Origin of the sequence: Buchnera aphidicola (Kurisakia onigurumii), assembly GCF_039394605.1 — a bacterium.
Lineage (GTDB): Bacteria > Pseudomonadota > Gammaproteobacteria > Enterobacterales > Enterobacteriaceae > Buchnera_I > Buchnera_I aphidicola_B.
This window is the reverse complement of sequence record NZ_CP135033.1, coordinates 104442-130814: the sequence shown is the minus strand read 5'-3', so window position 1 is coordinate 130814 and position 26373 is coordinate 104442. Positions and strand designations below refer to the sequence as shown.

The window sequence follows — 26373 nt, the reverse complement described above, 5'->3', positions numbered from 1 at the left end:
AAATACTAAAATAGTATACAAAAAAATACATTTGTAATAAAAATTTTAGTAAAAATTATTTCAACATAAATTATTAAAAACATTCAATAATAAAAATTATAAAAATAAAAAATTTTTAAAATAAATATATTATAAAAAAATAAATTGGAAAATAATATGTCTAATTATAAAAATTCATTAAATTTACCTAAAACCAATTTTTCTATGAAAGGATCTCTAACACAAAAAGAACCTGTAATTTTAGAAAAATGGAAAAAAAACAATTTATATGAAAAAATTCAAAAAAAAAATAAAGATAAACCTTATTTTATTCTTCTAGATGGACCACCTTATGCCAATGGAAATATACATTTAGGTCATGCATTAAATAAAATTTTAAAAGATATTATTATTAAATCAAAAAATTTATCTGGTTTAAATACTCCTTTTATTCCTACTTGGGATTGTCATGGACTACCAATAGAACAAAAAGTAGAAGAAAAAATTAAAAAAAATAAAAAAATAGTTTCAAAAAAAATATTTCGATTACTTTGTAAAAAGTATGTAGATGATCAAATTAAAAACCAAAAAAAAGATTTTATTTCATTAGGAATTTTAGCAGATTGGGAAAATTCTTATATTACAATGAATAAAAAAAGTGAAGCAAACACAATTACATCATTATATGCAATGATAAAAAAAAAATATTTATATAAAGGACTTAGACCTATTTTTTGGTGTATAAAATGTAATTCAGCATTAGCTGATACAGAAGTAGAATACTTTGATAAACAATCTGATTCAATTACAATATTATTTAAAATAATAAATCACAAAAAATTATTAGAAAAATTTACTAAAAAAAATGTTTTAATTGAAAAAATATATCTATCTGTATGGACAACTACACCTTGGACACTTCCTTCTAACCAAGCTCTTGCTGTAAATCCTAAATTTGAATATCAATTAATTAAAAACAAAAAATATGGATTAATATTAGAAAAAAATAGTGTTATTAACTTTTTAAATAATAATAAAAATATAAAATATAAAATTGTAGGAACAATACAAGGAATAGAACTAAAAAAAAATATTTGTAAACATCCATTTTTAAATTTCTCTGTACCAATTTTATTGAGTGATCATGTAACATTAGAAACAGGAACAGGAATAGTACATATTGCTCCCGATCATGGATATGAAGATTATTTAATATGTAAAAAAAATAATATAAAAATAAAAAATTTGGTAAACGGTTTAGGTTTTTTTAAAACAAAAATACATCCTTTATTGGATGAAATACATATATTTAAATCTAATAAAATTATTATAGATATTTTAAAAAAAGAAAAAAAAATAATTTCATACGAAAAAATTAAACATAGTTACCCTTGTTGCTGGAGACACAAAACTGAAATTATATTTAGAACTACTCCTCAATGGTTTATTAATATAAATAATAATAAATTACAAAAAATAGTAAAAAAATTCATACAAAAAACAGAATGGAATCCTAATTGGGGAAAAAATAGAATGTTATCACTATCCTCTGTTCGTCCGGATTGGTGTATTTCTAGACAAAGAAATTGGGGTGTACCAATATGTATTTTTATTGATAAAAAAACAGGAAATATGCATCCTAAAACACTTTATTTTATGAAAAAAATACATTCTTTAATAAAAAAAAATGGAATAGAATCTTGGTGGAAACTAAAAAAAGAAGATATTTTAAATGCGCAAGAAATAAATCAATATTCTAAAGTATATGATGTATTAGATGTATGGTTTGAATCAGGTTCGGTAAACATTCATTCTGTATACAAAAAATATAATCTTAGCAAAAATCAACAAGCAGATTTATACTTAGAAGGATCGGATCAATATCGTGGTTGGTTTATGTCATCATTAATTATCGCATCAGTTCGAAACAACAAAAGCACTCCTTTTAAAAAAATTATTTCACATGGATTTATTGTAGATAAACAAGGAAATAAAATGTCTAAATCTGTAGGTAATATAATTAGTCCTAATTTTATCATAAAAAAATTTGGATCAGACATTTTACGATTATGGGTTGCATCTACAAATTATTCAAAAAATGTTAATATATCATCTAACATTTTAAAACAAATTTCTGAAAAATATAGAAAAATACGTAATACTGTACGATTTTTAATTTCAAATTTATACGATTTTAAATCTGATATAAATTTTATAAAAATAGATAATATGATCGAATTAGATCAATGGATTATTGATGAAACTTATAAAAAACAAAAAAAAATAATTAATTTATATGATAAATATAATTTTCATAAAGTAGTATATTTAATTACTAAATTTTGTACAATTACACTAAGTGCATTTTATTTAGATATTGTAAAAGATAGATTGTATACATTAAAAAAAAATAGTATTGAAAGAAGAAGTTGTCAAACTGCAATTTATATTGTATTACAATCATTTGTTAGATGGATTGCTCCTATATTATCTTTTACAGCAGATGAAATTTGGGATTTCATTCCAAATAAAAATAATAAAAAATATATTTTTATGGAAGAATGGTTTATGAATCTTTCTACACTTTCTAAAAAGAATATATTATCTTCAGAAGATTGGAAATTAATTATTCAAATTAAAAATGAAGTCAACAAAGTATTAGAACACAGTAGAGAAAAAAAAATAATAAAAAATTCTTTAGAAGCATTTATTACTATTTATGTAGATAAAAATATTCAAACAAAAATTAATAAATTAAAATCAGAAAAAAAATTTATTTTCCTAACTTCTAAATTTTCAGTAAAAGAATATTTATTAGCTCCTTCTAAAATATTCAAAAGTACTGCTATTAAAAATTTAAAAATTAAAATAAAAAAAATAGAAGGAATAAAATGCACAAGATGTTGGCATTATTTTATTCATACAAATAACAATACAAAAAATCATACAATATGTGATCGATGTATTAATAATACACAAAATATAGGCGAAAAAAGAAAATTTGTATAAAATAAATATTTTTCATAAAAATAAAATAAATTATATTGTATTATCATTATATATTGTATTATCATTATGTATTATTTTAATTGATTTCATAACTAAAAAATGGATTATTTTATATACAAAACCATACGTATCATATACTTTATTACCTTATTTTAATATTTTTCATGTAAATAATTATGGATCTGCATTCGGTTTATTTTCACAAGATAAAGAAATTACTCGATTTTTTTTATCCTTAATTAGTATTATTGTTATAATACAAATGACAAGAAAAATATTTTTTAATTTTATAGATAAAAAAAATCAATTTTTAACATATTTATTTATTATTTCCGGATCTTGTGGAAATTTAATTGATAGAATTCATTATGGATTTGTTATAGATTTTATAGACATTCATTTTTATAAATTTCATTTTCCAACTTTTAATATTGCAGATATAAGTATTTTTATAGGATTTTTTTTATTTTTATTTCAAAAAAAAAAAAATTAAACAATAATTTTATTTTAAAAATCTATAAAATACTTCAAAATAATTACATCATGAATAAAAGATAAAAAAATCAATTTTCATAAATATTTTAATATATTAAAAATATAGTAACTAATATTTAAAAATTAATAAAATTAAAATTTGATTAAAAATTTTAAATACAATATATAATAAAATGAGAATAAAATGATTACATATCCTATAAAAATAGCAATTATCGGTGCATTAGGAAAAATAGGAAAAATTTTAATCAAAGAAATAAAAAAAAATACATCCTTACTACTAACTGCTGCTATTGTAAAAAAAATACCCCATGATTTTCAAAACAAAATAATAAATAAAAAAAATTTTTTTCAAATAAAAGATATTTTTTTAACATCTTTAAAAAATGCAGATTTTGATGTTGCTATTGATTTCAGTAATCCTATTTCTACTATAAAAAACTTAAAAATTTGTGTTAAAAAAAATAAAAAAATAATTATAGGTACTACTGGTTTTAACCAATTACAACAAGAAAAAATTAATGATAGTGCTAAAAAAATTGGAATTGTACAATCTTCTAATTTTAGTACAGGTATTAATTTAATATATAAATTACTAGAAATAACTACTTCTATTCTTGGAAATAATAGTGATATTGAAATAATAGATTCTCATCATAGAAATAAAATTGATTCTCCTTCAGGAACAGCATTATCTTTAGGTTCAGTAATATCCCAAACAATGAATATAAATTTAAATAAAAATTCAATATACAGAAAAAAAGAAATAACAAAAAAAAGAGAAAAAAACAAAATTGGATTTTCAATTATACGTGCAGGAAATATTATTGGAGAACATACAATTATGTTTGCTAATTCTAATGAATCAATAGAAATTACTCATAAAGCTATGAATCGAACTCCTTTTGTACTTGGAGCAATAGAATCCGCTAAATGGATACATCAAAAAAATAAAACTGGGTTATATAATATGCGTGATATTTTAAAAATATAACTATTTTCATTTTTAAAAATTTTTTTAATTACTAATCAATATTAATTCTATTAGGAGATTTTATTGAATAAAAAAGCGATATTAGTATTAGAAAATGGTTTAATATTTCATGGTAATTCAATTGGAAAAAATGGATTAACTACAGGGGAAGTTGTTTTTAATACTTCAATTACAGGTTATCAAGAAATTCTTAGTGATCCTTCTTATTTTAATCAAATCATAGTTTTTACACAACCTTACATTGGAAATACAGGAATTAATACAAAGGATTCAGAATCTGATAAAATTTATGCTAAAGGAATAATTTGTAATTCTATTTGCAATAATAAAAATCATTATGATGATAAAATGAGTTTACAAAAATATATTTTAAAAAACAATATAATAGCTATATCAAATATCGATACTCGTAAAATAACACGAATAATACGTAAATATGGAATACAAAAAGGTTGTATTTTTACTGAAAAAAATTCTAATTACTATAACGCTCATCAAAAATTAAAAAAAAAAACTAATAACAATACACAAAAAAATACATTTACTATTTATTCTATTGATAAAAATAATTTAAACACAAATTACCGTAAACAAAAAAAAAATTATTTTAATGTAATTGTATATGATTTTGGAATTAAAAAAAATATATTAAATATATTATATAAAAAAAAATGTAATTTATACATAGCTCATCCTCATACTAATTTTAAAAAAATTGTTTACTTATTTAAAAAAAAATATAAAAAAAAAATTCACGGAGTTTTTCTTTCCAACGGACCTGGAAATCCAAAAAACAACAAAAACATTATTAAAGATATTATAAAATTTGAAAAAAATAATATTCCTATTTTTGGAATATGTTTAGGTCATCAATTAATTGGAATGGCTTATGGATCGCAAATCAAAAAAATGAAACATGGACATCATGGATCCAATCATCCTGTACAAGATATACTACAAAAAAAAATTATTATTACTGCACAAAATCATAATTTCAATATTAAAAAAAAAAATTTACCTGAAAATATAATTATTACACATAAATCTCTTTTTGATGATTCCATACAAGGAATATCTATTAAAAATAAACCAGTTTTTGGATTCCAAGGACATCCAGAATCCAGTCCTGGACCACATGATACCTTATACTTATTTGATACATTTATATCTAATATGAAAAAATATAACAATAATTAATTTTCAAAATATTTTTTTTTAAAGAAAGAGGAAAAATGCCTAAAAGAAATGACATTAATCGTATTTTAATAATAGGATCAGGACCTATAGTTATAGGACAAGCATGTGAATTTGATTATTCCGGAGTACAAGCTTGTACAGCTTTAAAAGAAGAAGGTTATAAAATAATTTTAATTAATTCTAATCCAGCAACAATTATGACCGATCCGGAAATATCAGATGTAACATACATAGAACCTATTAATTGGAAAATAATCGAAAAAATCATTATTAAAGAAAAACCTGATGCATTACTTCCAACTATGGGAGGACAAACTGCGTTAAATTGCACTTTGGATCTCGAAAAAAATAAAATATTAAAAAAGTATAATATAGAAATATTAGGTTCAAGTATTAAATCTATACAAAAAGCAGAAAATAGAAGAATGTTTGAAAATTCTATGAAAAAAATTCAATTAGAAACAGCAAAATCAGGAATTGCTAACAATATTAAAGAAGCTATTAATATTTTAAAAAAAGTGAAATTACCATGTATTATTAGACCATCTTTTACTATGGGTGGTAGTGGAGGAGGAATTGCTAACAATTATAAAGAATTCATAGAAATATGCGAACAAGGATTACAATTATCCCCTAATAAAGAATTATTAATTGATGAATCTTTAATCGGATGGAAAGAATTTGAAGTAGAAGTACTTAGAGATAAAAATAAAAATTTTATAGTAATATGTTCTATTGAAAATTTAGATCCTATGGGAATCCATACAGGAGATTCTATTACTGTTGCTCCTGCTCAAACACTAACTGATAAAGAATATCAGTGTATGAGAAATGCATCAAAATCTATTCTAGAAGAAATAGGAATTATATCTGGTGGAGCTAATGTACAATTTGCTATTAATCCTAAAAATGGAAGAATGATTGTTGTAGAAATGAATCCTAGAGTATCTAGATCTTCAGCATTAGCATCTAAAGCAACTGGATATCCTATTGCTAAAATTGCAACAAAATTATCTATTGGATACACTTTAGATGAACTAAAAAATGAAATTACTAATAAAAAAACACCTGCTTCTTTTGAACCTTCAATTGATTATATAGTTACTAAAATACCCCGATTTAATTTTGAAAAATTTCCAAACTGCAACGATAGATTAACTACTCAAATGAAATCTATAGGTGAAGTAATGGGTATTGGAAGAAATTTTCAAGAATCAATACAAAAATCTATTTGTAGCCTCGAAAATGGATATACTGGATTTAATTCCAAAATAAAAAAAAAAAATAAAAATATAAAAAATGTTATAAAAAAAATTACATATGAATTAAAAATAGCTGGAGCTAATAGAATTTGGTATATTGCTGATGCTTTCAGAAAAAAAATAAATATCCAAATAATACATAAACTTACCCATATTAGTATATGGTTTTTAGAACAAATAAAAGAATTAGTTGAAATAGAAAAAAAAATTAAAAAAAAAAAATTACAAGAAATATCATTATCATTTTTTAAAAAAATCAAAAAAAAAGGTTTTTCTGATTTAAGAATTTCTGAACTATTACATGTTTCTGAAAAAAAAATAAGAGAAAGAAGATACGAATTAAATTTATATCCAACTTATAAAAGAATTGATACATGTTCTGCCGAATTTTCTACTAAAACAGCCTATATGTATTCTACATGGAGCACAGAATGTGAATCTTATCCTACAAAAAATAATAAAAAAATTATAATAATTGGAAGTGGTCCGAATAGAATAGGACAAGGAATTGAATTTGATTATTGTTGTGTGCATGCTTCATTAGAATTACAAAAAAATAATTTTGAAACTATAATAATTAATTCTAATCCTGAAACAGTATCTACCGATTATAACATTTCAGACCGTTTATATTTTGAACCTATCACTTTAGAAACTATTATAGAAATAGTTAGAATAGAAAAACCAATAGGAGTAATAATACAATTTGGAGGACAAACTCCATTAAAATTAGCAAAAAAAATAGAATCAGAAGGTATTCAAATTATGGGTACTAATGCTAATAAAATTGATCAAACTGAAAATAGAGATAAATTTCAAAAAATTATTTCATTATTAAAACTTAAACAACCTAAAAATGATACAGTCAGAACATTAGAAGATGCAAAAAATGTAATAAAATCAATTGGATATCCAGTTATTATACGTCCTTCTTATGTATTAGGAGGTAGAAATATGGAAATAATATATTCAGAAAAAATGCTTACAAATTATTTTAATAAAAAAATTATTAACAATACATGTAATAAAATTTTTATTGATGAATATTTAGAAAATGCAACTGAAATCGATGTAGATGCAATATGTGATAATAAAAATGTTTTTATTGGTGGAGTAATGGAACATATAGAACAAGCAGGAATTCATTCAGGAGATTCGTCCTGTTCATTACCAGTTCATTCTATATCATCAAATATTGTCAAAAAAATAAAAAAACAGGTAAAAAAAATATCTTTAAAAATAGGAATTATAGGACTAATTAATATACAATTCGCTATAAAAGAAAAAAAAATATATGTACTAGAAGTTAATCCTCGCGCTTCTAGAACAATACCATTTGTTTCTAAATCCATTGGAATTTCTTTATCAAAAATTTCTGCTTTGGTAATGTGTGGCAAAAAAATTAATAAAAAACTGATAAACAAAAAAATTATTTATAAATATTTTTATGTAAAAGAAGCTGTACTTCCATTTAACAAATTTATGAATGTTATCCCAATTTTAGGTCCTGAAATGCGTTCTACAGGAGAAACTATGGGAATTGGAAAAAACTTTTCTGAAGCCTTTGCGAAATCTATTTTATCCTTACAAGTAAGCATAAATAAAAAAAAAAGAATATTAATATCAGTTCATAATAAAGATAAAATTAATATAATCAAATTAGCTAAAAAAATTGAAAATTTAGGATTTAAAATTGATGCTACTATAGGAACTTCTGCTATTTTAAAAAAAAATAACATTTTACATAATTTAGTTTTCAAGAACAACTTTCAAAAACCTAATATAGAAAATAACATGAAAAATAAAAAATACGGATATATTATTAATACTTCTTATTTTTCACATAAAAAAAACAAAAATAATCCTTCAATATCTCAAAATGCTATCAAATATAATATATTTTTAAATACTACTTTGAATGGTGCTCATGCAACAATACAATCATTAAACAGCAATCCAATATATACAATTAGATCATTACAAGAAATACACAAAAAAAATAATTATTAAAAATATTCTAATAAATTAAATTAAAAATATTTATAAAAAATAATATTTTTATTATATAAAATTAATTTAAATTAACTTAATACAAAAAAATAATACATTTAAATAATGTTTTTATATTTTCATATATATTTAAAAAAAATATACAACAGAAATAAATTATATTATTTTATAAGATTGAAAAAATTTTTTTTTATCAATCCATCTAACAATCGTTAATTTTTTTCCCCAACAACAACCAGTATCTAAAGGAAAAAACCCTTCAGGGGTTCCTTTTCCTTCTAATGCTGACCAATGTCCAAAAAAAATAGAATAATTATTCGGTATTTTTCTTTTCATAAAAAACCAAGGTGTTAAATTTTTATTTAAATTTTTATGAGGAGGAATTTTTTCTATTAAATTCAAACTATTAGTTTTATCTAAATTAATATATCTCATTCTTGTTAAAGCATTGATAATAAAAGAAAATTCTTCTATATTATTTAATTTAGAATTCCATGTATTATGATTAGATAAAATGTTATTTAAATATTTACGACATTGAGTACTTTTTAAAATTTTTTCAGATTTTTTAGCATATTTTAATGCAGTATCTATATCCCAACAAGGAGGTATTCCAGCATGCGATAAAAAAAATTTTCTTTCTTTATCAAATCGTAATAAGGGTTGATTCCGTAACCATTCTATCAATATTGCACCTTTTTTATTTTCAAAAAAAGGAAGTAAATAACTTTCTGTTTTTAATTCATCAAATCCATTCAAATATGATTTTATTAAATATATATCATGATTACCCAATACTATCTTGGCTCTATTTCCTAAAGAAAATAAATATTCTACTACTTCAAAAGATTTATCTCCTCTAGAAACTAAATCACCAGTCACCCATAATTCATCTTTTTCAGAATTAAACGATACTTTTTTTAAAAGTAACTGTAACTGAGTATAACAACCATGAATATCTCCAACAAAATATGTATTCATTTTTTTTCCTATGATATTTTATTTATATAAAAATATGAAAATTTTTTATTTTAAATTTTAAAAAAAATAAGTTAAACGACAGTAATCTAAAACTGTTAAATTTTGAGCTCGTAAATTAGAATCAATTCCTAATTTGACAAAAATTTTATTTGTAAAAATTTTAGATAAGCTATTTTTAATTATTTTTCTTCTTTGAGAAAAAGCTATTTTAGTAATTTCTTTTAATTTAAACACGTCAACATCAGGATACTTATTTTTATGTGGAATAAATCTAATAAAATAAGAATTTACTTTAGGTTTAGGAAAAAAATTATCTGATTTTACAATCATTAAAGGAATAATTTTATAATAATATTGTAATATTACTGATAATCTACCATAAAATTTACTACCAGGAATAGCAAAAATTCTACATCCTACTTCATATTGCACCATAAAATGCATATCTAAAATATATTTATTATATTTCGTTAAATTTAATATTATTTTTGTACAAATATTATATGGTAGATTACCAAAAATTCTATTTTCTATATTAATACTATTTTTATTTAATATTTCTAAATAATTAAAATACAATATATTAGAATTAATAATTTTAATTTTTTTACTATTTTTAAATATTTTTTTTAAAAAGATACATAATTTATTATCTATTTCAATAACAAATACAGTACTTTTAAATTTTGTAATAGGTATAGTCAAAGAACCTAAACCAGGACCTATTTCTATTAAAAAATTATTTTTTTTTGGTTGTATAAAAAATATAATTTTTTTAATTATTTCTTTATTTTTTAAAAAATTTTGTCCAAATTTCTTTTTTGGAATAAATTTGTTCATATTTTTTTTATATTCATATTTTAATTTAGTATGATTTAATAATATTATTAATATTAACATAAAAATATTTATTTTTTTTTTACTATTAGAAAATAATTTTTCATTAAAAATGAAATTAATAAAAAAATAAATTATACATATATATGAAAATAATATAATTATGATAATTTATTTTTATATAAAAAATATTTTATTATAAAAATAATATAAATAATAAAATTATTTATACTTTTTTAATAAAAAATAAACTATTATTAGTCATTTTATAAAGAAATTAAAATTTAAAATTTATTTTTATAAAAATATAAATCATTTCTTTTAATAAGTAGAATAAAAAATTTATGGAATATTTCTTAGCATATATACATAAACAACCATTAGCATATTCTTTGATAATAATAGGTTTTGTATCATTTTTAGAATCATTAGCTTTTGTAGGTTTAGTTCTTCCTGGTATTATTTTAATGTCAGCGCTAGGAACATTAATTGGTACTGGAAAATTAACTTTATATTCTGCATGTATTGCAGGATCAATAGGATGTTTACTAGGAGATTGGATTTCTTATTATTTTGGATGGAAATGTAAAAAATGGTTGCATAATTTATATTTTTTTAAAAAATATCAAAAAATATTTATTATGACAAAAAAAGCATTATATAATTATAGTTTTTTAACAGTATTAATAGGTAGATTTTTTGGACCAACAAGACCAATTATACCTATGTTGTCTGGTATGTTGAAATTACCTTTTAAAAAATTTATTTTACCTAACTTTATTGGATGTATATTTTGGCCTTTTCTGTATTTTTTGCCTGGAATAATTACAGGTATTGCAATAAATAATCCTGTTTTTAAAGAAAAAAATGATTATTTTAAATATATTTTTAGTATTATTTTATTAATAAATTGGATTAGTATTTGGTTATTTTGGAAATGGTGGCAAGTTAAAAAATATAAAAAGAAATATTTTTCGCTATCTTCTAAAAAATTGTTTCGAATATCTTTAATTACTTTTTTAATAGGAATTACAGGAATTATATTAATTCAATTTCATCCAAAAATGTTTATTTTTAGAAAACTTTTTTGGAAAATTTTTTATATTTCTTAAAAATATTTTTATTTTTATAAAAAATATTTTTTTAAAATCATATTTTTAAATAATTAAATATAATTATCGGCACGAGAGGAATTGAACCTCTGACCTTTGCCACCCCATGACAATGATCTACCAAGCTGCGCTACGTGCCGAATATTTATAAATTTCATGAATTATATTTTTAAATAATAAAAATATTTACTTTTGTACAAAAAAATCTATGTGTAAAATTTTTCTTTTAAAAGCATGATTTTGTAAATCTTTTATTTTTACATGATATTGCACATTATTATCTAACTGTATAATAATTTTTTTTTTATTAAAATCTGGAATGGACATCATGTTAATAAATGCATCTTGATTAATTTCTATATAAACTGGTACAATATCTAAACCATAAATAATAGATGGAAATTTATTATTTTTACGCAATAAACGACTTGCACTTTTTCCTAATTTTGTACGTTTCTCTGCAAAAATAGTTAACATGGAATTTCCAATTCTGATAAATTAAAATTTATTTTTAAAAAATATAAAAAAATTACATTAATTTTTTATTATATATATTTTTTTATTAAAAAACAACTTTTTCATTTTATACCAATATTATTTAAAATTATTTTTTTTTCAACGAACGTAACCATTCAATTTCTTGATTCCATAAATCTGAATTAATACTTTCTATTATTATCGGTATATTCTCAAAATAAGAATTGTTCATAACCCATTTAAATAATTCAATTCCTATATTTCCATATCCTAAACTATGATGTCTATCTACTTTACTAAAAAAATTACTTTTAGCGTCATTTAAATGTAAACCTTTTAAATATTTTATACCTACTATTTCATTAAAATAATCTAATACATTATTACAAGAATTTCGTGAAATTACACTATATCCAGAAGAAAATAAATGACAAGTATCCAAACATACTCCTATTCTTGATTTATCTTCTATTCTAGAAATAATTTTTGATAAATGTTGAAAGTTATATCCTACACTACTTCCCTGCCCTGCTGTATTTTCTATTACTACGCATACATTTTTAGTAAATTTTAATGCTGTATTAATTGAATGAGATATTTTTTGTAAACATTTTTCTTCAGATATTTTATATAGATGATTTCCTGGATGAACATTCAATAATGATAAACCTAATTGATTACATCTATTAATTTCATCTATAAAAGAATTAATAGATTTATTTAAAAAAAAAGGATTATAATGTCCTAAATTAATCAAATAACTACTATGAGGTAAAATTTTAGAAAGATCAAAATGATATTTTTTACATAGTTGTTTAAATAAAAGTATATTTTTTTGATTTAAATCAGGTGAAATCCATCTTCTTTGATTTTTAGTAAAAAAAGAAAAAGATGTTGATTTAAGGTTATTTGCACGAATAACAGCTTGATTTACACCTCCTAAAGCACTAACATGAAAACCAATATAATTCATAAATACTATCCTTAGAAAAATTATAACGATAAAATAATATATTTTTATGCAAAATTATACTTAATTAAAATATATTATTTTAATTGTATTAATTAAAAAAATTATTTTTGAATAAAAGTGTTTTTATATATTAACTTTTTTATATTTTAATATAAAAATTTATTATAATATTAAATATTAATTATAAAAAAAAAGAGAGGTAAGAATTATGAGTTGTAAAATAGATAATAGTTTTTATACTATAACTAAAAAAATAAAAAATTTTTGGTATAAAAAAGGTCTTTTATATACCATTCCTATAGATATATCAGTTGGAGCAGGAACATTTCATCCAGAAACTTTTTTTAAATCACTAGGATCCAAATCTTTTTCTAGTATTTATATTCAACCTTGCCGTAGACCTACGGATGGAAGATATGGATGTAATCCAAATAGATTACAACATTATTATCAACTTCAAGTTGTAATTAAACCACCCCCTAAAAATATACAAAAAATTTATTTAGAATCTCTAAAAATAATAAATATTTTTCCTGATACTTCTGATATACGTTTTATAGAAGATAATTGGGAAAATCCAACATTAGGTGCATCAGGTATTGGATGGGAAGTTTGGATAGATGGAATGGAAATGACACAATTCACTTATTTTCAAAATATGGGTAGTATTGAATGTAATCCTATAACTGTAGAAATAACTTATGGAATAGAAAGAATTTGTATGTATATACAAAATAAAAAAAGTATATACGATATCATTTGGATGCAAACAAAAAAAAAATTAATTACATATGGACAATTATTTCATAATAATGAAATCGAAAATTCAAAATATAATTTTATTAATTCTGATACAAAATTATTATTTTTTTTATTTCATAAATATATTAATGAATCTAAAAGATTATTAAAACTAGAAAAACCTTTAATAAATCCTGCATACGAATATATTCTACACGCAACACATAATTTTAATTTATTAGATTCAAAAAAAACATTATCAGTAACAGAAAGACAAGATTATATTTTTCAACTTAGAAAATTATCCAAACTAGTAGCCCAAAAATATTTACAAAATCAAGAAAAATAAAAATTTTTGAGATAAATATATGAAAAAAACATTATTAGTTGAACTATACACAGAAGCACTACCTTTTAAACAATTACATAATATGTCTTTATCATTTGTTAAAAATATAAAAAATGAACTGCAAAAAAATATTATTAAATATGAAATAATAAAATGGTATGCTACTCCACAAAGAATAGCAATAAAAATAAAAAATGTACAACTTGAAAAAAAAAAAAATAAAGAAAAAAAAAATAAATATACATTTCAGAAAATAATAATTTCATCAATAAAAAAAATACACATCACTAAACCCATGTTATGGGATAAAAATTCTTTAAAATTTTCTAGACCAGTTAGAAATATATTAGCAATTTTAGGAAAATCTATTTTACCAATAAAAATATTTAATTTATTATCTAATAATATTACATATGGACATTTCTTTTTAAAAAACAAAAAAATAAAAATAAAAAATGCTGATGAATATTCAAATATTCTTTTAAAAAAAGGAATGGTTATTGCTAACTATAATATTAGAAAAGAATTTATAAAAAATAAAATTAACCAAAAAGTTAAAGAAATTAATGGTTTTGTTCAATATGAAAATAATTTATTAGATGAAGTAACATGTTTAACAGAATATCCTAATATATTAGTTGGAAAATTTTCAAAAAAATTTTTAAAATTACCTCATGAATTAATTTTTTATATTGTTCAAGTATTTCAAAAAAGTTTTTTAATATACAATAATTTTACTAATTTTTTAACATCTGAATTTATAATTGTTTCTAATATAAATCCAATAGATAAAAAAAAAATTATTGAAGGAAATAAACAAGCTATTCAATCTCGTTTATACGATGCATATTTCTTTTTTAAAGAAGATCAAAAAATAAAATTAATAGAATATTTAAAACTACTAAAAAATATTTTATTTTATAAAAAACTAGGAAATTTATACGATAAAACAATTAGAATACAAAAATTAATCATTTTCATGAAAAAAGAATTAAAAAATGATTTAAAAAATGCAATCCGAGCAGCAATTTTATCTAAATGTGATTTGATTACTAACTTAGTTTTCGAATTTCCAAATATGCAAGGAATAGTAGGAAAATACTATGCTATTCAAAATAAAGAAAAAAAAGAAGTTTCAGAAGCAATTCAAGAACAATATTATCCTAAATCCTATAATTCTACATTACCAAAAAGCAAAATTGGTTGTATATTATCAATATGTGACAAAATAGATACAATAGTTGGTTTATTTATATTAAATAAACAACCTTCATCTAATCAAGATCCTTTTCAATTAAAAAGATTTGCTATCGGAATAGTAAGAATTATTATAGAAAAAAAAATTACTATTGATTTAAAATATTTAATTCAAAAATGTGTATTTCTATATAATTATAGACAAACAAATGAATTAGAAGAAAAAATTTTAAAATTTTTTTTTAATAGAATTGTTTATTTATGCAAAAAAAAAAAAATAAACATTAATATAATAAAATCAATATTGTTATTAAAATTAAATAACATATTAGAAATATATTTACGTATTAAAGTATTAGAAAATTATGCAAAAAAAGTAGAATTTAAACATTTATTAATTTCATATAAAAGAATTGGAAAAATACTAAAAAAAGAAAAAAAAAATTCTAATCAATTTGTTGAAATCAATCTATTTAATAATAAATATGAAAAAAATTTTTATATAAATTTAAAAATTTTTAAAATAAACATATTACAATTAATAAAAAAAAAAAAATATCAAAAAGCATTTCTGCAAGAAATTATTTTTTCTAAACAAATTGAAATATTTTTTAAAAATGTACTAATAAAAGACAAAAATAAAAATGTTTTTTATAATAGAATATTAATTCTTCAAAAAACCAAAAAATATTTAAACTATTTCTGTAAACTATCCGTTTTTATATAAATAATAAAAATATATTTAATATAAAAAAATAAAAATATAAGAATAGTATTCAGTTTATAATTTTTATATATTCTATTTACTATTCTTGTACATTACAATTATAATTTTAAATTAATTAAATATAATTAAAAATAAAAAATATTTTTTCTTAAATATATTTATTTTATAATTTTATCTTCAATACGTAAATTTGCTTGTAAATTATTTTTTAAACACTCTATTACTTGATTGGTGATAAAATTAATTTTTTTTTCTGTTAATACTCCATTTGTATTTAAAAAATTTATACTAATTGAAATACTTTTTTTTCCTTTTAAAAATTTATCTCCTTGATATATATCGAATAGATTAAAGAATATTTCTTCTTTACAGTTTATTTTTCTACATTCATTTAAAATATCTTGATACATTACTTTTTCAGATACAGTAATTGAAATATCCCTTCTACTTCTGGGAAAATATTTTATTTCTTTAATTTTATTTGTATTGTTATTAATTTTATTTAGAAATAATTCAAATAAAACGACTTCATGTCGAAAATTAAATTTATTTTGTATTTTTGTATCTAATATACCTAAATGTCCAATTTTTATTTTATTAAAAAAAATGACAGAAGATTTTTTAGGATTTAATCCATCTATAAAACTAGAACAAAAAGTGATTCGATCTAAAATTCCAAAAAAATCAAATAATGATTCAACATCTCCTTTTAAATCATAAAAATCAAAAAAACTTTTTTTTGAGTTCCATATTGAAAAATTTTTAGATCCAGTAGATAAAATTGATAAACATACATTTTCTTGTATTTCAAAAGATTTATTTTCTATAGGAAAAAAACAAGAACCTATTTCAAATAATTTTAATGTATCTTGTTGTCTATTATTATTATAGAAAGCAGAACTTATTAATCCAGGCCATAAAGTCAATCTCATAGAAGACATATCATTTGAAATAGGATTTTTAATCATTAATGGATTAGTATTTGGAAAAAAATACGTTTGTATTTTTTGACTAATAAAAGAATAGGTAATGATTTCAGAATAACCTTTATCTATTAAAAAAAATTTTATTCTTATATGAGAAAAAAATAGTGATTGAATATCATTAATTACTTTATTAGAAATCGTATTATGCATTAAAAAAGGTTTTTTTGGAATATTTTCATATTTATATAATTTACAAAAATCAGAAATTACTTCTTCTTTCGTAGTAATAAAATTTTTCCAATATGGCGGAAACACTTTCCATCCATTCTTATAAAAAATAATTTTATATCCTAATTTTATAAAAATATTATGTATTTTTTTACTACTAATAAAACATCCTAAAAAAGTATTTAAATAATTATGATTTAAATTAATATATTGTTTTTTTAAATCATATTTTTTTCTATTATACGATATAGTTAAAGAACCAGCACACCCTCCACATATTTTTAAAATTAAATGAGAAACATATAAAACAGTTTTTTTTTGTTGATACCAATTAACAGAAATATTATCCATATTTAATATATTTTCTGAATTTAAATTCTTACTAAATAAATAATTAATATTTAATTGTTTTTTTAATAAACATGCAGATCCTATAAATATTTTATTAGTATTTTTATTAGTTTGAAAATTATTAAAAACTAAATTATTAGAAAGAGATAAAACACAATTTTTGTCTCGTATTACAGAAATAGAATTTTTTAAATTTTTTATTTTTTGAGATAGAATGTAAATCTCTTTTTTATTTGAATTTAATTCAACAAATATTTCATTTTCAATTTTATCAAAATCAAATATATGAACTGGTTCACCATATTCTAAACAGACATAATTAATAATATCAGTAATAATATCTTGGGAACTTATTGAAGAACGTCTTAATTTTTCTTTCATCCATAATGGAGTATTAATATTTAATTTAACTTTTTCTATTACCATACCTATGTATCTAATACATCCACTATTTTTTTTAATTTTAACATTAACAACATGATTAGAATTAACTAAAATATCTTTACATTTAATTTTAGGAATTTTTAAATCATTAATTATAGATATTTCTCTTGCTAAACCAAAAATACTATTTGCATCTGGACGATCATGCGGTATATTTATTTTAATTATATTGTCATTATATGAAATATAATTTTTAATACTTTTTCCTATTATAGAATTGCTTGGAAAAATAATGTATTTTTCATTTGAAAAATACATTCCTAAATCTGCATAAGAACATATTTTTCCATTACATTTTATTTTTTGAAAAAAATAATTATTTATTTTTGTTTTTTTATCATTAATATAAGAATTATTAGTAGCAATAGCTATTTTTTTATTTTTTATATAAAATTTATTTTTCGTAATACAATAAATAATTTTATTTTTATCAATTTTTACAAAATAAATAAAAAAATAATTTTTTTTTATTATAACCTGTTTTATTTTTAAAATTTTTCCTATAATAATTTTTTTAAAAGAATATGATATTTTTTCAATTTTTTCTACTTCTAAACCCACTTCTGTCATTTGTTTACATAATAAATTAGTTGAAATAGATGGATTATCTATCCATTTTCGTAACCATAATTCACTAAATTTCATTTTTTTTAACCAAAATTTTTATTTAAACTGTTTTATTAAATTTAAATCATTATCAAAAAAAGAACGAAGATCTTTAATTCCATATTTTAACATTGTAATTCTTTCAACTCCAATACCAAAAGCTAAACCAGAATATTTTTTAGGATTAATATTAACTGTTTCCAAAACGTTAACATGTACTAAACCACAACCTAATATTTCTATCCATTTATTATTCTGTTTTATATCAATTTCAGCGGAAGGCAAAGTAAATGGAAAATATGAATTACGAAATCTTATTGAAACATTAAAGTCAAAAAAATATTCTATAAAACTATACATTAACCATTTTAAATTAGAAAAACTAATATTTTTATCTATTACTAATCCTTCAACTTGATGAAACATAGGAGTATGTGTAGAATCAAAATCATTTCTATATACCTTACCAGGAGCAATAATTTTAATAGGAGGTTTATTTTGTTCCATAAATCGAATTTGTACACTAGAAGTTTGTGTTCGCAATAAATTATTTTTATCAAACCAAAAAGTATCTTGTTCATTTCTAGAAGGATGATCAAATGGTATATTTAAAGAATCAAAATTATAATATTTATTTTCTATTTCTGGTCCAGAGGTAATTTGAAAACCAAGTTTTGTAAAAAAAGATTCTATAATATATATTGTATTAGTTATAGGATGAATAGATCCAGAATTAGTAACACGACCAGGAAGAGAAACATCTATATATTTCTCTTGTTGTATATTATACACATCTAAAGATATTTTTTTTTGCAAAATAATTAATTCTCTTTTAATTATTTTTTTAATATAATTAATTAAAATAAAAAACTTTTTTTTATCTTTTACGGAAAAAATTTTTAATTTTTTTAAATAATTTGATAATTTATTTTTTTTTCCTATATATTTTATCTTTAATAATACTAATTTTTTTAATGTATCAATATTTTTTTTTTCTTGATTAAATTTTATAAAATTTCTTTTAATTTCTTGTAATAAATTATTTTTTTTTAAAATTTTCAAAATTATACACTTTTATTATATTTTATTTTATATGTTAAATATTTTTAAATTTTTTTTTAAAACATCAATAAAAAATTAAAAATATATGGGGAGATTGGTTACTCCCTCAAAAATTTTTATATTGAAAATTAATTACAAACTTTTAATGCCATTAAAGAATTTTTCACTAAAATAGAAAAAGCATTTTTATCCATAATAGCTATCTCAGATAAAATTTTTCTATTAATAGAAATAGAAGAAACCTTTAATCCTAACATGAAACTACTATAGGAAATTTTATTTAATCTAGCAGCAGCATTAATTCGTGTAATCCATAAACTTCTAAACGAACGTTTTTTTTGGCGTCGATCTCGATAAGCATATTGACCTGCTTTAATAACAGCTTGTTTTGCTACTCGATATACACGAGATCGAGCTCCATAATAACCTTTTGCTTGCTTTAAAACCTTTTTATGACGAGCACGAGCAGTCACACCACGTTTAACACGAGCCATGAATCACTTTTCTCCTATTATAAAAAATATGTAATCCATTATTTATACGTATGGCAAAAAAAGTGCTAATTTTTTTTTATCACTTTTTGAAATTACAACTTTAGATCGCAAACTTCTTTTATATTTTGTATTTTTTTTAGTTAAAATATGACGTAAGTTAGCTTTTTTTCTTTTAAATAAACCAGATGCAGTTTTTTTAAATCGTTTAGTTGCACTCCGTAATGTCTTAATTTTAGGCATATTTACATTCCTTTTTTTATATTTTAAAAAAAATAAATCATAAAATTCTAAAATATATTTTATAAAATAAAAAACTATTTTTTCTTAGGAATTAAAATCATAATCATTTGTCGACCTTCTATTTTAGAAGGAAAAGATTCAATAGAAGAAAAATTATTTATATCCTTTTGTAATCTATATAATATTTTTATTCCTATTTTTTGATGAGCCATTTCTCTTCCTCTAAATCTTAGTGTAATTTTTACTTTATTACCAGCAGATAAAAACCTAATAATATTTCTTAATTTCACTTGATAATCTCCTTCTTCAGTACATGGCCGAAACTTTACTTCTTTTACATGTATAACTTTTTGTTTTTTCTTTTGTTCTTTAAAAGATTTACTTTTTTCATATAAAAATTTTCCATAATCCATAATACGACATACCGGAGGGTTAGCATTTGGACTAATTTCAACCAAATCAAGACCCATTTCTCGCGATTTTTTTAATGCTTCTTGTAAATCACAAATTCCAATTTGATTTCCTTCTACACCCGTTAAACGAACTTTAGAAGAATTGATGTCGTTATTAATTCGATTTGGTCGTATTGGTTGAACTCTCTTTACACCTTTAATACTTTACTCCTCCCAACTGTTATAACTTTTTTTATATATTTCTTGTTTTATTTTTTTAACAAAAAAATTAAAATCTATATTATTAAAATTTTTTCCAGATCTAGTTCGAACACTTACTGTATTAGTATTAATTTCTTTATCACCACAAATTAACATATAAGGAATACGTAACATCATAAATTCTCGAATTTTTAATCCAATAGAAACATTTCGTATATCTATATTAGCTCTAATATCATTATTAAATAAATTTATCTTGAGATTATTTACATAAGAAATTTGATTATCAGTAATATTAACTACCAGCACCTGAATAGGTGATAACCAAGTCGGAAAAGAACCGATATATTCTTCTGTAATCATACCAATAAATCTTTCTACTGAACCTAATATAGCTCTATGTATTATAACTGAATTTTTTTTTTCATTATTCTTATTTACATATTTTGCATTCAATAAAGATGATAAATAAAAATCCAATTGTATTGTTCCACATTGCCATGTTCGATCCAAAGAATCTTCTAATAAAAGTTCAATTTTAGGACCATAAAAAGCTCCTTCTCCTTTTTGATAATTGAAATCTAATTTTTTTTCATTCAAAGAACTAATTAAATCATTTTCTGCCTGATTCCAAGTATTTTCATCTCCGATACGATTTTCTGGACGTGTAGACAAATTTATTTTTATCTTTTTAAAATGAAAAATATTATATACATTCAGAATCATATTTAAACAAGAATTAATCTCATTACGAATTTGATTTTTAGTACAAAAAATATGACCATCATCTTGTGTAAAACTACGTGCTCTCATTAAACCATGTAAAGACCCTGAAGATTCTTTTCGATGACATATTCCAAATTCAGAAATACGTATAGGAAGATCACGATATGATCGTAATTTTTGATTAAAAATTTGTATATGAGCCGGACAATTCATTGGTTTTATACAATAATTTCTATTTTCAGAAGAAGTAGTAAAAATAAATTTTTTATAATTTTCCCAATGCCCACTTTTTTCCCAAATTTTTTTATCAATAATTAAAGGAGTTTTCACTTCTTGATAATTATATTTTTTTAATTCACTACGAATAAAATTTTCTAATTCTTTAAATATAACCCATCCGTTAGAATGCCAAAATATCATTCCAGGGGCATCATCTTGAACATGATATAAATCCAATTTTTTAGATATTTTTCTATGATCACGTTTATTTAATTCCTGTAATTTATGTACATGTTGATCTAATTGCACTTTATTAGCCCAACATATTACATAAATTCTATTTAAACTTGTATTTTTTCTATTATTATCCCAATATACACTAGATACTTTTTGAATTTTAAAATTTGAACATAAACCAATAAATGGAACTTGAATTCCAGTAAAAATATCTATATTTTTTTGATGCGAAAAAATTTTAATAAATTTTTTTTTTTTTTTTTGAATATCGATCTAATAATATTACTTTATACTTTTCATTATTTTCTAAAAATAATTTTTTAGCTTCTACTAAAGTTTTATTATTAAATTTTATTGCATAATTTAATGCAACTAAACTTTTCATTTCTGATTCTATTAAATATAAATCTTGTTTATTAATATTCCTAGATATTTCAAAATCATAATAAAAACCTGAATTATTAATATATATATTAGATCTGTAAGAATTAGGCCATAATTTTTTAATTGTATATCCTAATAAATGAGCACATGAACTTCGAATAATATCCAAAGATAAATTATCTTTACTAGTTATTATCATAATATTAGAACTATTTTCTATAATAGAATATATACTTACAATTTTTTTATTAATAATACCAGCTACACAAACTTTTAACAAACTAGGTTGAATATCTTCAATTACTTTTATCAAAGAAATAGGTTTACTATAAATTTTACTTATTCCATTTAAACAAATCTTTATAGACATATTTTGTGTATCTCTTATATTAAAATTTTATTTTATTAATTTAAAAATTATTTTTTTATTTTATTACAAAATATAAGATTATTTATAAAACTGTAATACACAATTTTCATATATTTTTATTTTAAATCAATTTATTGAATTCAAAATAAAAATACAAAAATAAATATATTATTTAATTCTTAAAAATGCCAGCTTGTTCTTAATCTGGCATAATTTTTAATAAAAAATTTAAAAACGAATATTTACAGCTTCTGCTAATCTATCTATAATTTCAACACTATCTTTCCAATTTAAACAAGGATCAGTAATAGATTTTCCATATATTAAAGAATCTTTTTTATTAATATCTTGTGATCCTTCTACTAAAAAGCTTTCTATCATAACACCAAAAATATTTTTAGAACCATTATAAATTTGTTTAGAAACTGATTTTGCTACATTAATTTGACGTTTATGTTCTTTTAAACAATTTGCATGACTAAAATCAATCATCAAATATTCTGGAAGATTAAATTCTTTTAGTAAATTTATAGCATTATTTATATCTTGATGAGAATAATTAGGCTTTTTTCCACCTCTCATAATAATATGACTAAATGGATTTCCACTAGTATGATTAATAGTCATTTGTCCATTTTTATTTGGTGCCAAAAACAAATGTCTAGCTTGTGTAGCTCGAATTGCATCTATAGCAATTTTAATATTTCCATCTGTTCCATTTTTAAATCCTACAGGACAAGAAAGAGCTGAAGCCATTTCACGATGAATTTGACTTTCAGTAGTTCGAGCTCCAATAGCACCCCAGCTAATTAAATCAGCAATGAATTGTCCTATAACCATATCTAAAAATTCAGTTGCAGAAGGCATTCCAATATCATTGATATCCAATAATAATTTCCGAGCAATACCTAAACCTTTATTAACTTGAAAACTACCATCTAAATATGGATCAGCAATTAATCCTTTCCATCCTACCACTGTTCTAGGTTTTTCAAAATAAGTACGCATAATAATTTCTAATCTAGAAGAATATTTTTTTCGCAATTCAAACAATCGATTTGCATATTCTACAGCAGCTATAGGATCATGTACCGAACAAGGACCGATAACAACAAGTAATCTTGCATCTTTTCCTGTAATAATATTAGCAATATTAGTTCTTGTTTTAATAACATTATCCATTATTTTAGAATTAATATAATATTTTTTAGCTAATTCTACCGGTTGAACTAAAGGATCAGTTCGTACTGTACGTAATTCATCTGTTTTTTTCATTTTTTTCTCTAAAAAAATTATGTTAAAAATTTTTATAATGTATTAATTATTAAAAATTTAAAAATACATATTTTTATAATATTAAAAAATTAAATTATTAAAATGATATAAAAACATTTTTAATAAATAAAAATAAATTTTTATATTTATAATTCTTATTCAATATATATTTAAAATTATATTAATAAAATTAAACATTTTTATTAAATTTGATTCTTTTAACTTTTTGGTAAGGTAAACTATGCGACAAAAAATAAAAAATAGATGTTTTATATATCCAAAAAGAAAATAAACGACAAGATATAAATAATATCACAGGACCAACAAAAATTCCTATAAATCCAAATGCTATTAAACCTCCAATAACTCCAGAAAAAATTATCCAAGAAGGTAAATTAGCGTGCATTTTAATTAATTTTGTTCTTAATATACTATCTAAAAAAAATATTAATCCACTCCAAAGTAATAAAACACTTCCTTTGTAAACATCTCCACACCAATACAACCATATAATAATAGGTATTAGAACTAATAATGCACCAACTTGAATTAAACAAAAAAAAATAATTAAGATAATGAAAAAAATAGGATAAACAATATTATATGTAATTAATACAACACCTGATAAAAAACCTTGTATAAATGCAGTCGCAACAACTCCTAAAGCAATCGCTCTTATCGATTTCGTTGCTAATAAAACTATTATATACCCTATACGAGATCCTAGTCTAAAAGAAAAATATCTTATAATGTTAGAAATTTTTTCACCATTCCAATACAAAATAATACTACAAATTAACATAAAAAAAACATGTATTAATAATTTCCCAAAAAAACTAACTTGAATAAAAAAAAACGAAGTTGTACTTTTAATATATGGTTGTACATTACTAAAAAAACATCCACTTCCTTCTTGCAATAATCTTTGATATTGTAAAAATATTTTTGTTCCTAAAAAAGGAAAATCTTGTAGCCATATTAAATTTGGTAAAAACATGCGACTAAAATGTATAAAATACATGATAGGTATAGTATTACCAATTACTGCATGTAATAAAAATAATACAGGCATTACAAACAATAAGATTAACAAAATAATAATAGAAAAAATAGCTAAAGATCTTTTTCCACCTATAAAATTTTGTAATTTTAACAAAATAGGCCATGTAGCAATAACAATTATTCCTGACCATATAAATCCTAAAAAAAAAGGATACATAACTAATACACTAAAACCAATCATTAAAAAAATAAATAAAAAAATAAAAAATGTCTTTAAAAAATCTATGTTTATTCGTGCAATTTTTATACTAAACGACACTACAATATATCCTTAATAATTTTTTTATAATTTAAATTATACGAAAAAATATACTTTTTTATATAAAATTTTTATAAAAAAATATATTATGATATAATTAATTGAAATATAAATAAAAAATTTTTTTTAAAAATTTATATAATATTAATAATTATTAAAGTTGCAAAAATATATGAAAAAAGAAATGAAAAAAAAATTGAAAGGAATTACAATTAGTAAAAAAGCATATAATCAAATTTGTTATTTAAATACAAAAATTAAAAATCACGAAAAAATTTTATTAAATATAAAAAAATCAGGATGTGCTGGATTTAAATATTCAATTGAATTTTTTGAAAATAAAAAAAATTTAAAAACAATAAAATTTAATATAAATAAAATACAAATATATATTTTAAAAAAAAATATAAATTTTTTAGATGGAATAGAAATAGACTTCAAAAATACAAATTTAAGTAAAAATTTTACATTTAATAATCCTAATGTAAAAAATGTATGTGGTTGTGGAGAAAGTTTTTCTGTAAAGTAATAAAATT

General features: G+C 20.6%; 20 protein-coding genes, 1 tRNA gene and 1 pseudogene. 9 read left to right on the top strand and 13 right to left on the bottom strand.

The window, feature by feature from the left end:
- Positions 1-156: 156 nt before the first annotated feature.
- From ileS to carB, 5 genes are all read left to right on the top strand, one after another.
- Entirely contained in the window at positions 157-2988 is a 2832-nt protein-coding gene (gene ileS, locus RJU59_RS00595) for an isoleucine--tRNA ligase (RefSeq protein WP_343155226.1), read from the top strand.
- On the top strand, positions 2981-3481 hold the full coding sequence (gene lspA, locus RJU59_RS00590) for a signal peptidase II (RefSeq protein WP_343155225.1): 501 nt from the start codon (positions 2981-2983) through the stop codon (positions 3479-3481). Before ileS ends, lspA begins: the two co-directional genes overlap by 8 nt.
- Before the next feature lie 186 nt (positions 3482-3667).
- Positions 3668-4477, top strand: a complete 810-nt coding sequence (gene dapB, locus RJU59_RS00585; protein ID WP_343155224.1) for a 4-hydroxy-tetrahydrodipicolinate reductase — start codon at positions 3668-3670, stop codon at positions 4475-4477.
- Between the two features lie 63 nt (positions 4478-4540).
- Positions 4541-5674: a glutamine-hydrolyzing carbamoyl-phosphate synthase small subunit gene (carA, locus tag RJU59_RS00580; RefSeq protein WP_343155223.1), complete on the top strand. Its 1134-nt coding sequence runs from the start codon at positions 4541-4543 to the stop codon at positions 5672-5674.
- Between the two features lie 35 nt (positions 5675-5709).
- Positions 5710-8946: a carbamoyl-phosphate synthase large subunit gene (carB, locus tag RJU59_RS00575; protein ID WP_343155222.1), complete on the top strand. Its 3237-nt coding sequence runs from the start codon at positions 5710-5712 to the stop codon at positions 8944-8946.
- 156 nt (positions 8947-9102) lie between these two features.
- On the opposite strand, the gene RJU59_RS00570 is transcribed toward carB, so the two are convergent.
- Both RJU59_RS00570 and rsmA read right to left on the bottom strand, forming a co-directional pair.
- The gene (locus RJU59_RS00570) at positions 9103-9927 is read right to left on the bottom strand and encodes a symmetrical bis(5'-nucleosyl)-tetraphosphatase (RefSeq protein WP_343155221.1); all 825 of its coding nucleotides are present in this window, start codon (positions 9925-9927) and stop codon (positions 9103-9105) included.
- A gap of 57 nt (positions 9928-9984) precedes the next feature.
- The gene (rsmA, locus tag RJU59_RS00565) at positions 9985-10767 is read right to left on the bottom strand and encodes a 16S rRNA (adenine(1518)-N(6)/adenine(1519)-N(6))-dimethyltransferase RsmA (protein ID WP_343155220.1); all 783 of its coding nucleotides are present in this window, start codon (positions 10765-10767) and stop codon (positions 9985-9987) included.
- 341 nt (positions 10768-11108) lie between these two features.
- Between rsmA and RJU59_RS00560 the strand changes: the two genes are divergently transcribed.
- Entirely contained in the window at positions 11109-11876 is a 768-nt protein-coding gene (locus tag RJU59_RS00560) for a DedA family protein (protein WP_343128702.1), read from the top strand.
- Between the two features lie 66 nt (positions 11877-11942).
- Here RJU59_RS00560 and RJU59_RS00555 read toward each other — a convergent pair.
- The 3 genes from RJU59_RS00555 to nfo form a co-directional block, all read right to left on the bottom strand.
- A tRNA-Pro gene (locus RJU59_RS00555) sits at positions 11943-12016 on the bottom strand.
- Between the two features lie 46 nt (positions 12017-12062).
- Positions 12063-12353, bottom strand: coding sequence for a 50S ribosomal protein L25 (gene rplY / locus RJU59_RS00550; protein WP_343155219.1), 291 nt, complete (start codon positions 12351-12353; stop codon positions 12063-12065).
- Between the two features lie 127 nt (positions 12354-12480).
- Entirely contained in the window at positions 12481-13326 is an 846-nt protein-coding gene (gene nfo / locus RJU59_RS00545) for a deoxyribonuclease IV (RefSeq protein WP_343155218.1), read from the bottom strand.
- A 208-nt stretch (positions 13327-13534) separates the two neighbouring features.
- Here nfo and glyQ point away from each other — a divergent pair, with 208 nt between their 5' ends.
- Complete coding sequence (gene glyQ, locus RJU59_RS00540; RefSeq protein ID WP_343155217.1) at positions 13535-14416, top strand: glycine--tRNA ligase subunit alpha; 882 nt, start codon at positions 13535-13537, stop codon at positions 14414-14416.
- Positions 14417-14435: 19 nt separating this feature from the next.
- Positions 14436-16340 carry a glycine--tRNA ligase subunit beta gene (gene glyS, locus RJU59_RS00535; RefSeq protein WP_343155216.1) on the top strand — a complete coding sequence of 635 codons (1905 nt, stop codon included), beginning with the start codon at positions 14436-14438 and terminating at the stop codon, positions 16338-16340.
- A gap of 158 nt (positions 16341-16498) precedes the next feature.
- Here the strand turns inward: glyS and pheT are convergent, their stop codons facing one another.
- From pheT to ydiK, 8 genes and pseudogenes are all read right to left on the bottom strand, one after another.
- Complete coding sequence (pheT, locus tag RJU59_RS00530; RefSeq protein WP_343155215.1) at positions 16499-18934, bottom strand: phenylalanine--tRNA ligase subunit beta; 2436 nt, start codon at positions 18932-18934, stop codon at positions 16499-16501.
- 18 nt (positions 18935-18952) lie between these two features.
- A complete protein-coding gene (pheS, locus tag RJU59_RS00525; RefSeq protein WP_428994332.1) occupies positions 18953-19951 on the bottom strand; it encodes a phenylalanine--tRNA ligase subunit alpha in 999 nt (332 codons plus the stop codon).
- A gap of 134 nt (positions 19952-20085) precedes the next feature.
- Positions 20086-20451 (bottom strand): 50S ribosomal protein L20, encoded by a 366-nt coding sequence (gene rplT / locus RJU59_RS00520; RefSeq protein WP_343128696.1) that lies wholly within the window; start codon positions 20449-20451, stop codon positions 20086-20088.
- Positions 20452-20493: 42 nt separating this feature from the next.
- Positions 20494-20691 (bottom strand): 50S ribosomal protein L35, encoded by a 198-nt coding sequence (rpmI, locus tag RJU59_RS00515; protein WP_343128695.1) that lies wholly within the window; start codon positions 20689-20691, stop codon positions 20494-20496.
- Between the two features lie 74 nt (positions 20692-20765).
- Positions 20766-21305 carry a translation initiation factor IF-3 gene (infC, locus tag RJU59_RS00510; RefSeq protein WP_343128801.1) on the bottom strand — a complete coding sequence of 180 codons (540 nt, stop codon included), beginning with the start codon at positions 21303-21305 and terminating at the stop codon, positions 20766-20768.
- 3 nt (positions 21306-21308) lie between these two features.
- A pseudogene (gene thrS / locus RJU59_RS00505) lies at positions 21309-23241 on the bottom strand (threonine--tRNA ligase).
- A gap of 228 nt (positions 23242-23469) precedes the next feature.
- Complete coding sequence (locus RJU59_RS00500) at positions 23470-24516, bottom strand: 3-deoxy-7-phosphoheptulonate synthase (RefSeq protein ID WP_343128693.1); 1047 nt, start codon at positions 24514-24516, stop codon at positions 23470-23472.
- A 190-nt stretch (positions 24517-24706) separates the two neighbouring features.
- Complete coding sequence (ydiK, locus tag RJU59_RS00495) at positions 24707-25759, bottom strand: AI-2E family transporter YdiK (RefSeq protein ID WP_343155312.1); 1053 nt, start codon at positions 25757-25759, stop codon at positions 24707-24709.
- A 250-nt stretch (positions 25760-26009) separates the two neighbouring features.
- Here ydiK and RJU59_RS00490 point away from each other — a divergent pair, with 250 nt between their 5' ends.
- On the top strand, positions 26010-26366 hold the full coding sequence (locus RJU59_RS00490) for a HesB/IscA family protein (protein ID WP_343155214.1): 357 nt from the start codon (positions 26010-26012) through the stop codon (positions 26364-26366).
- Positions 26367-26373 lie beyond the last annotated feature (7 nt).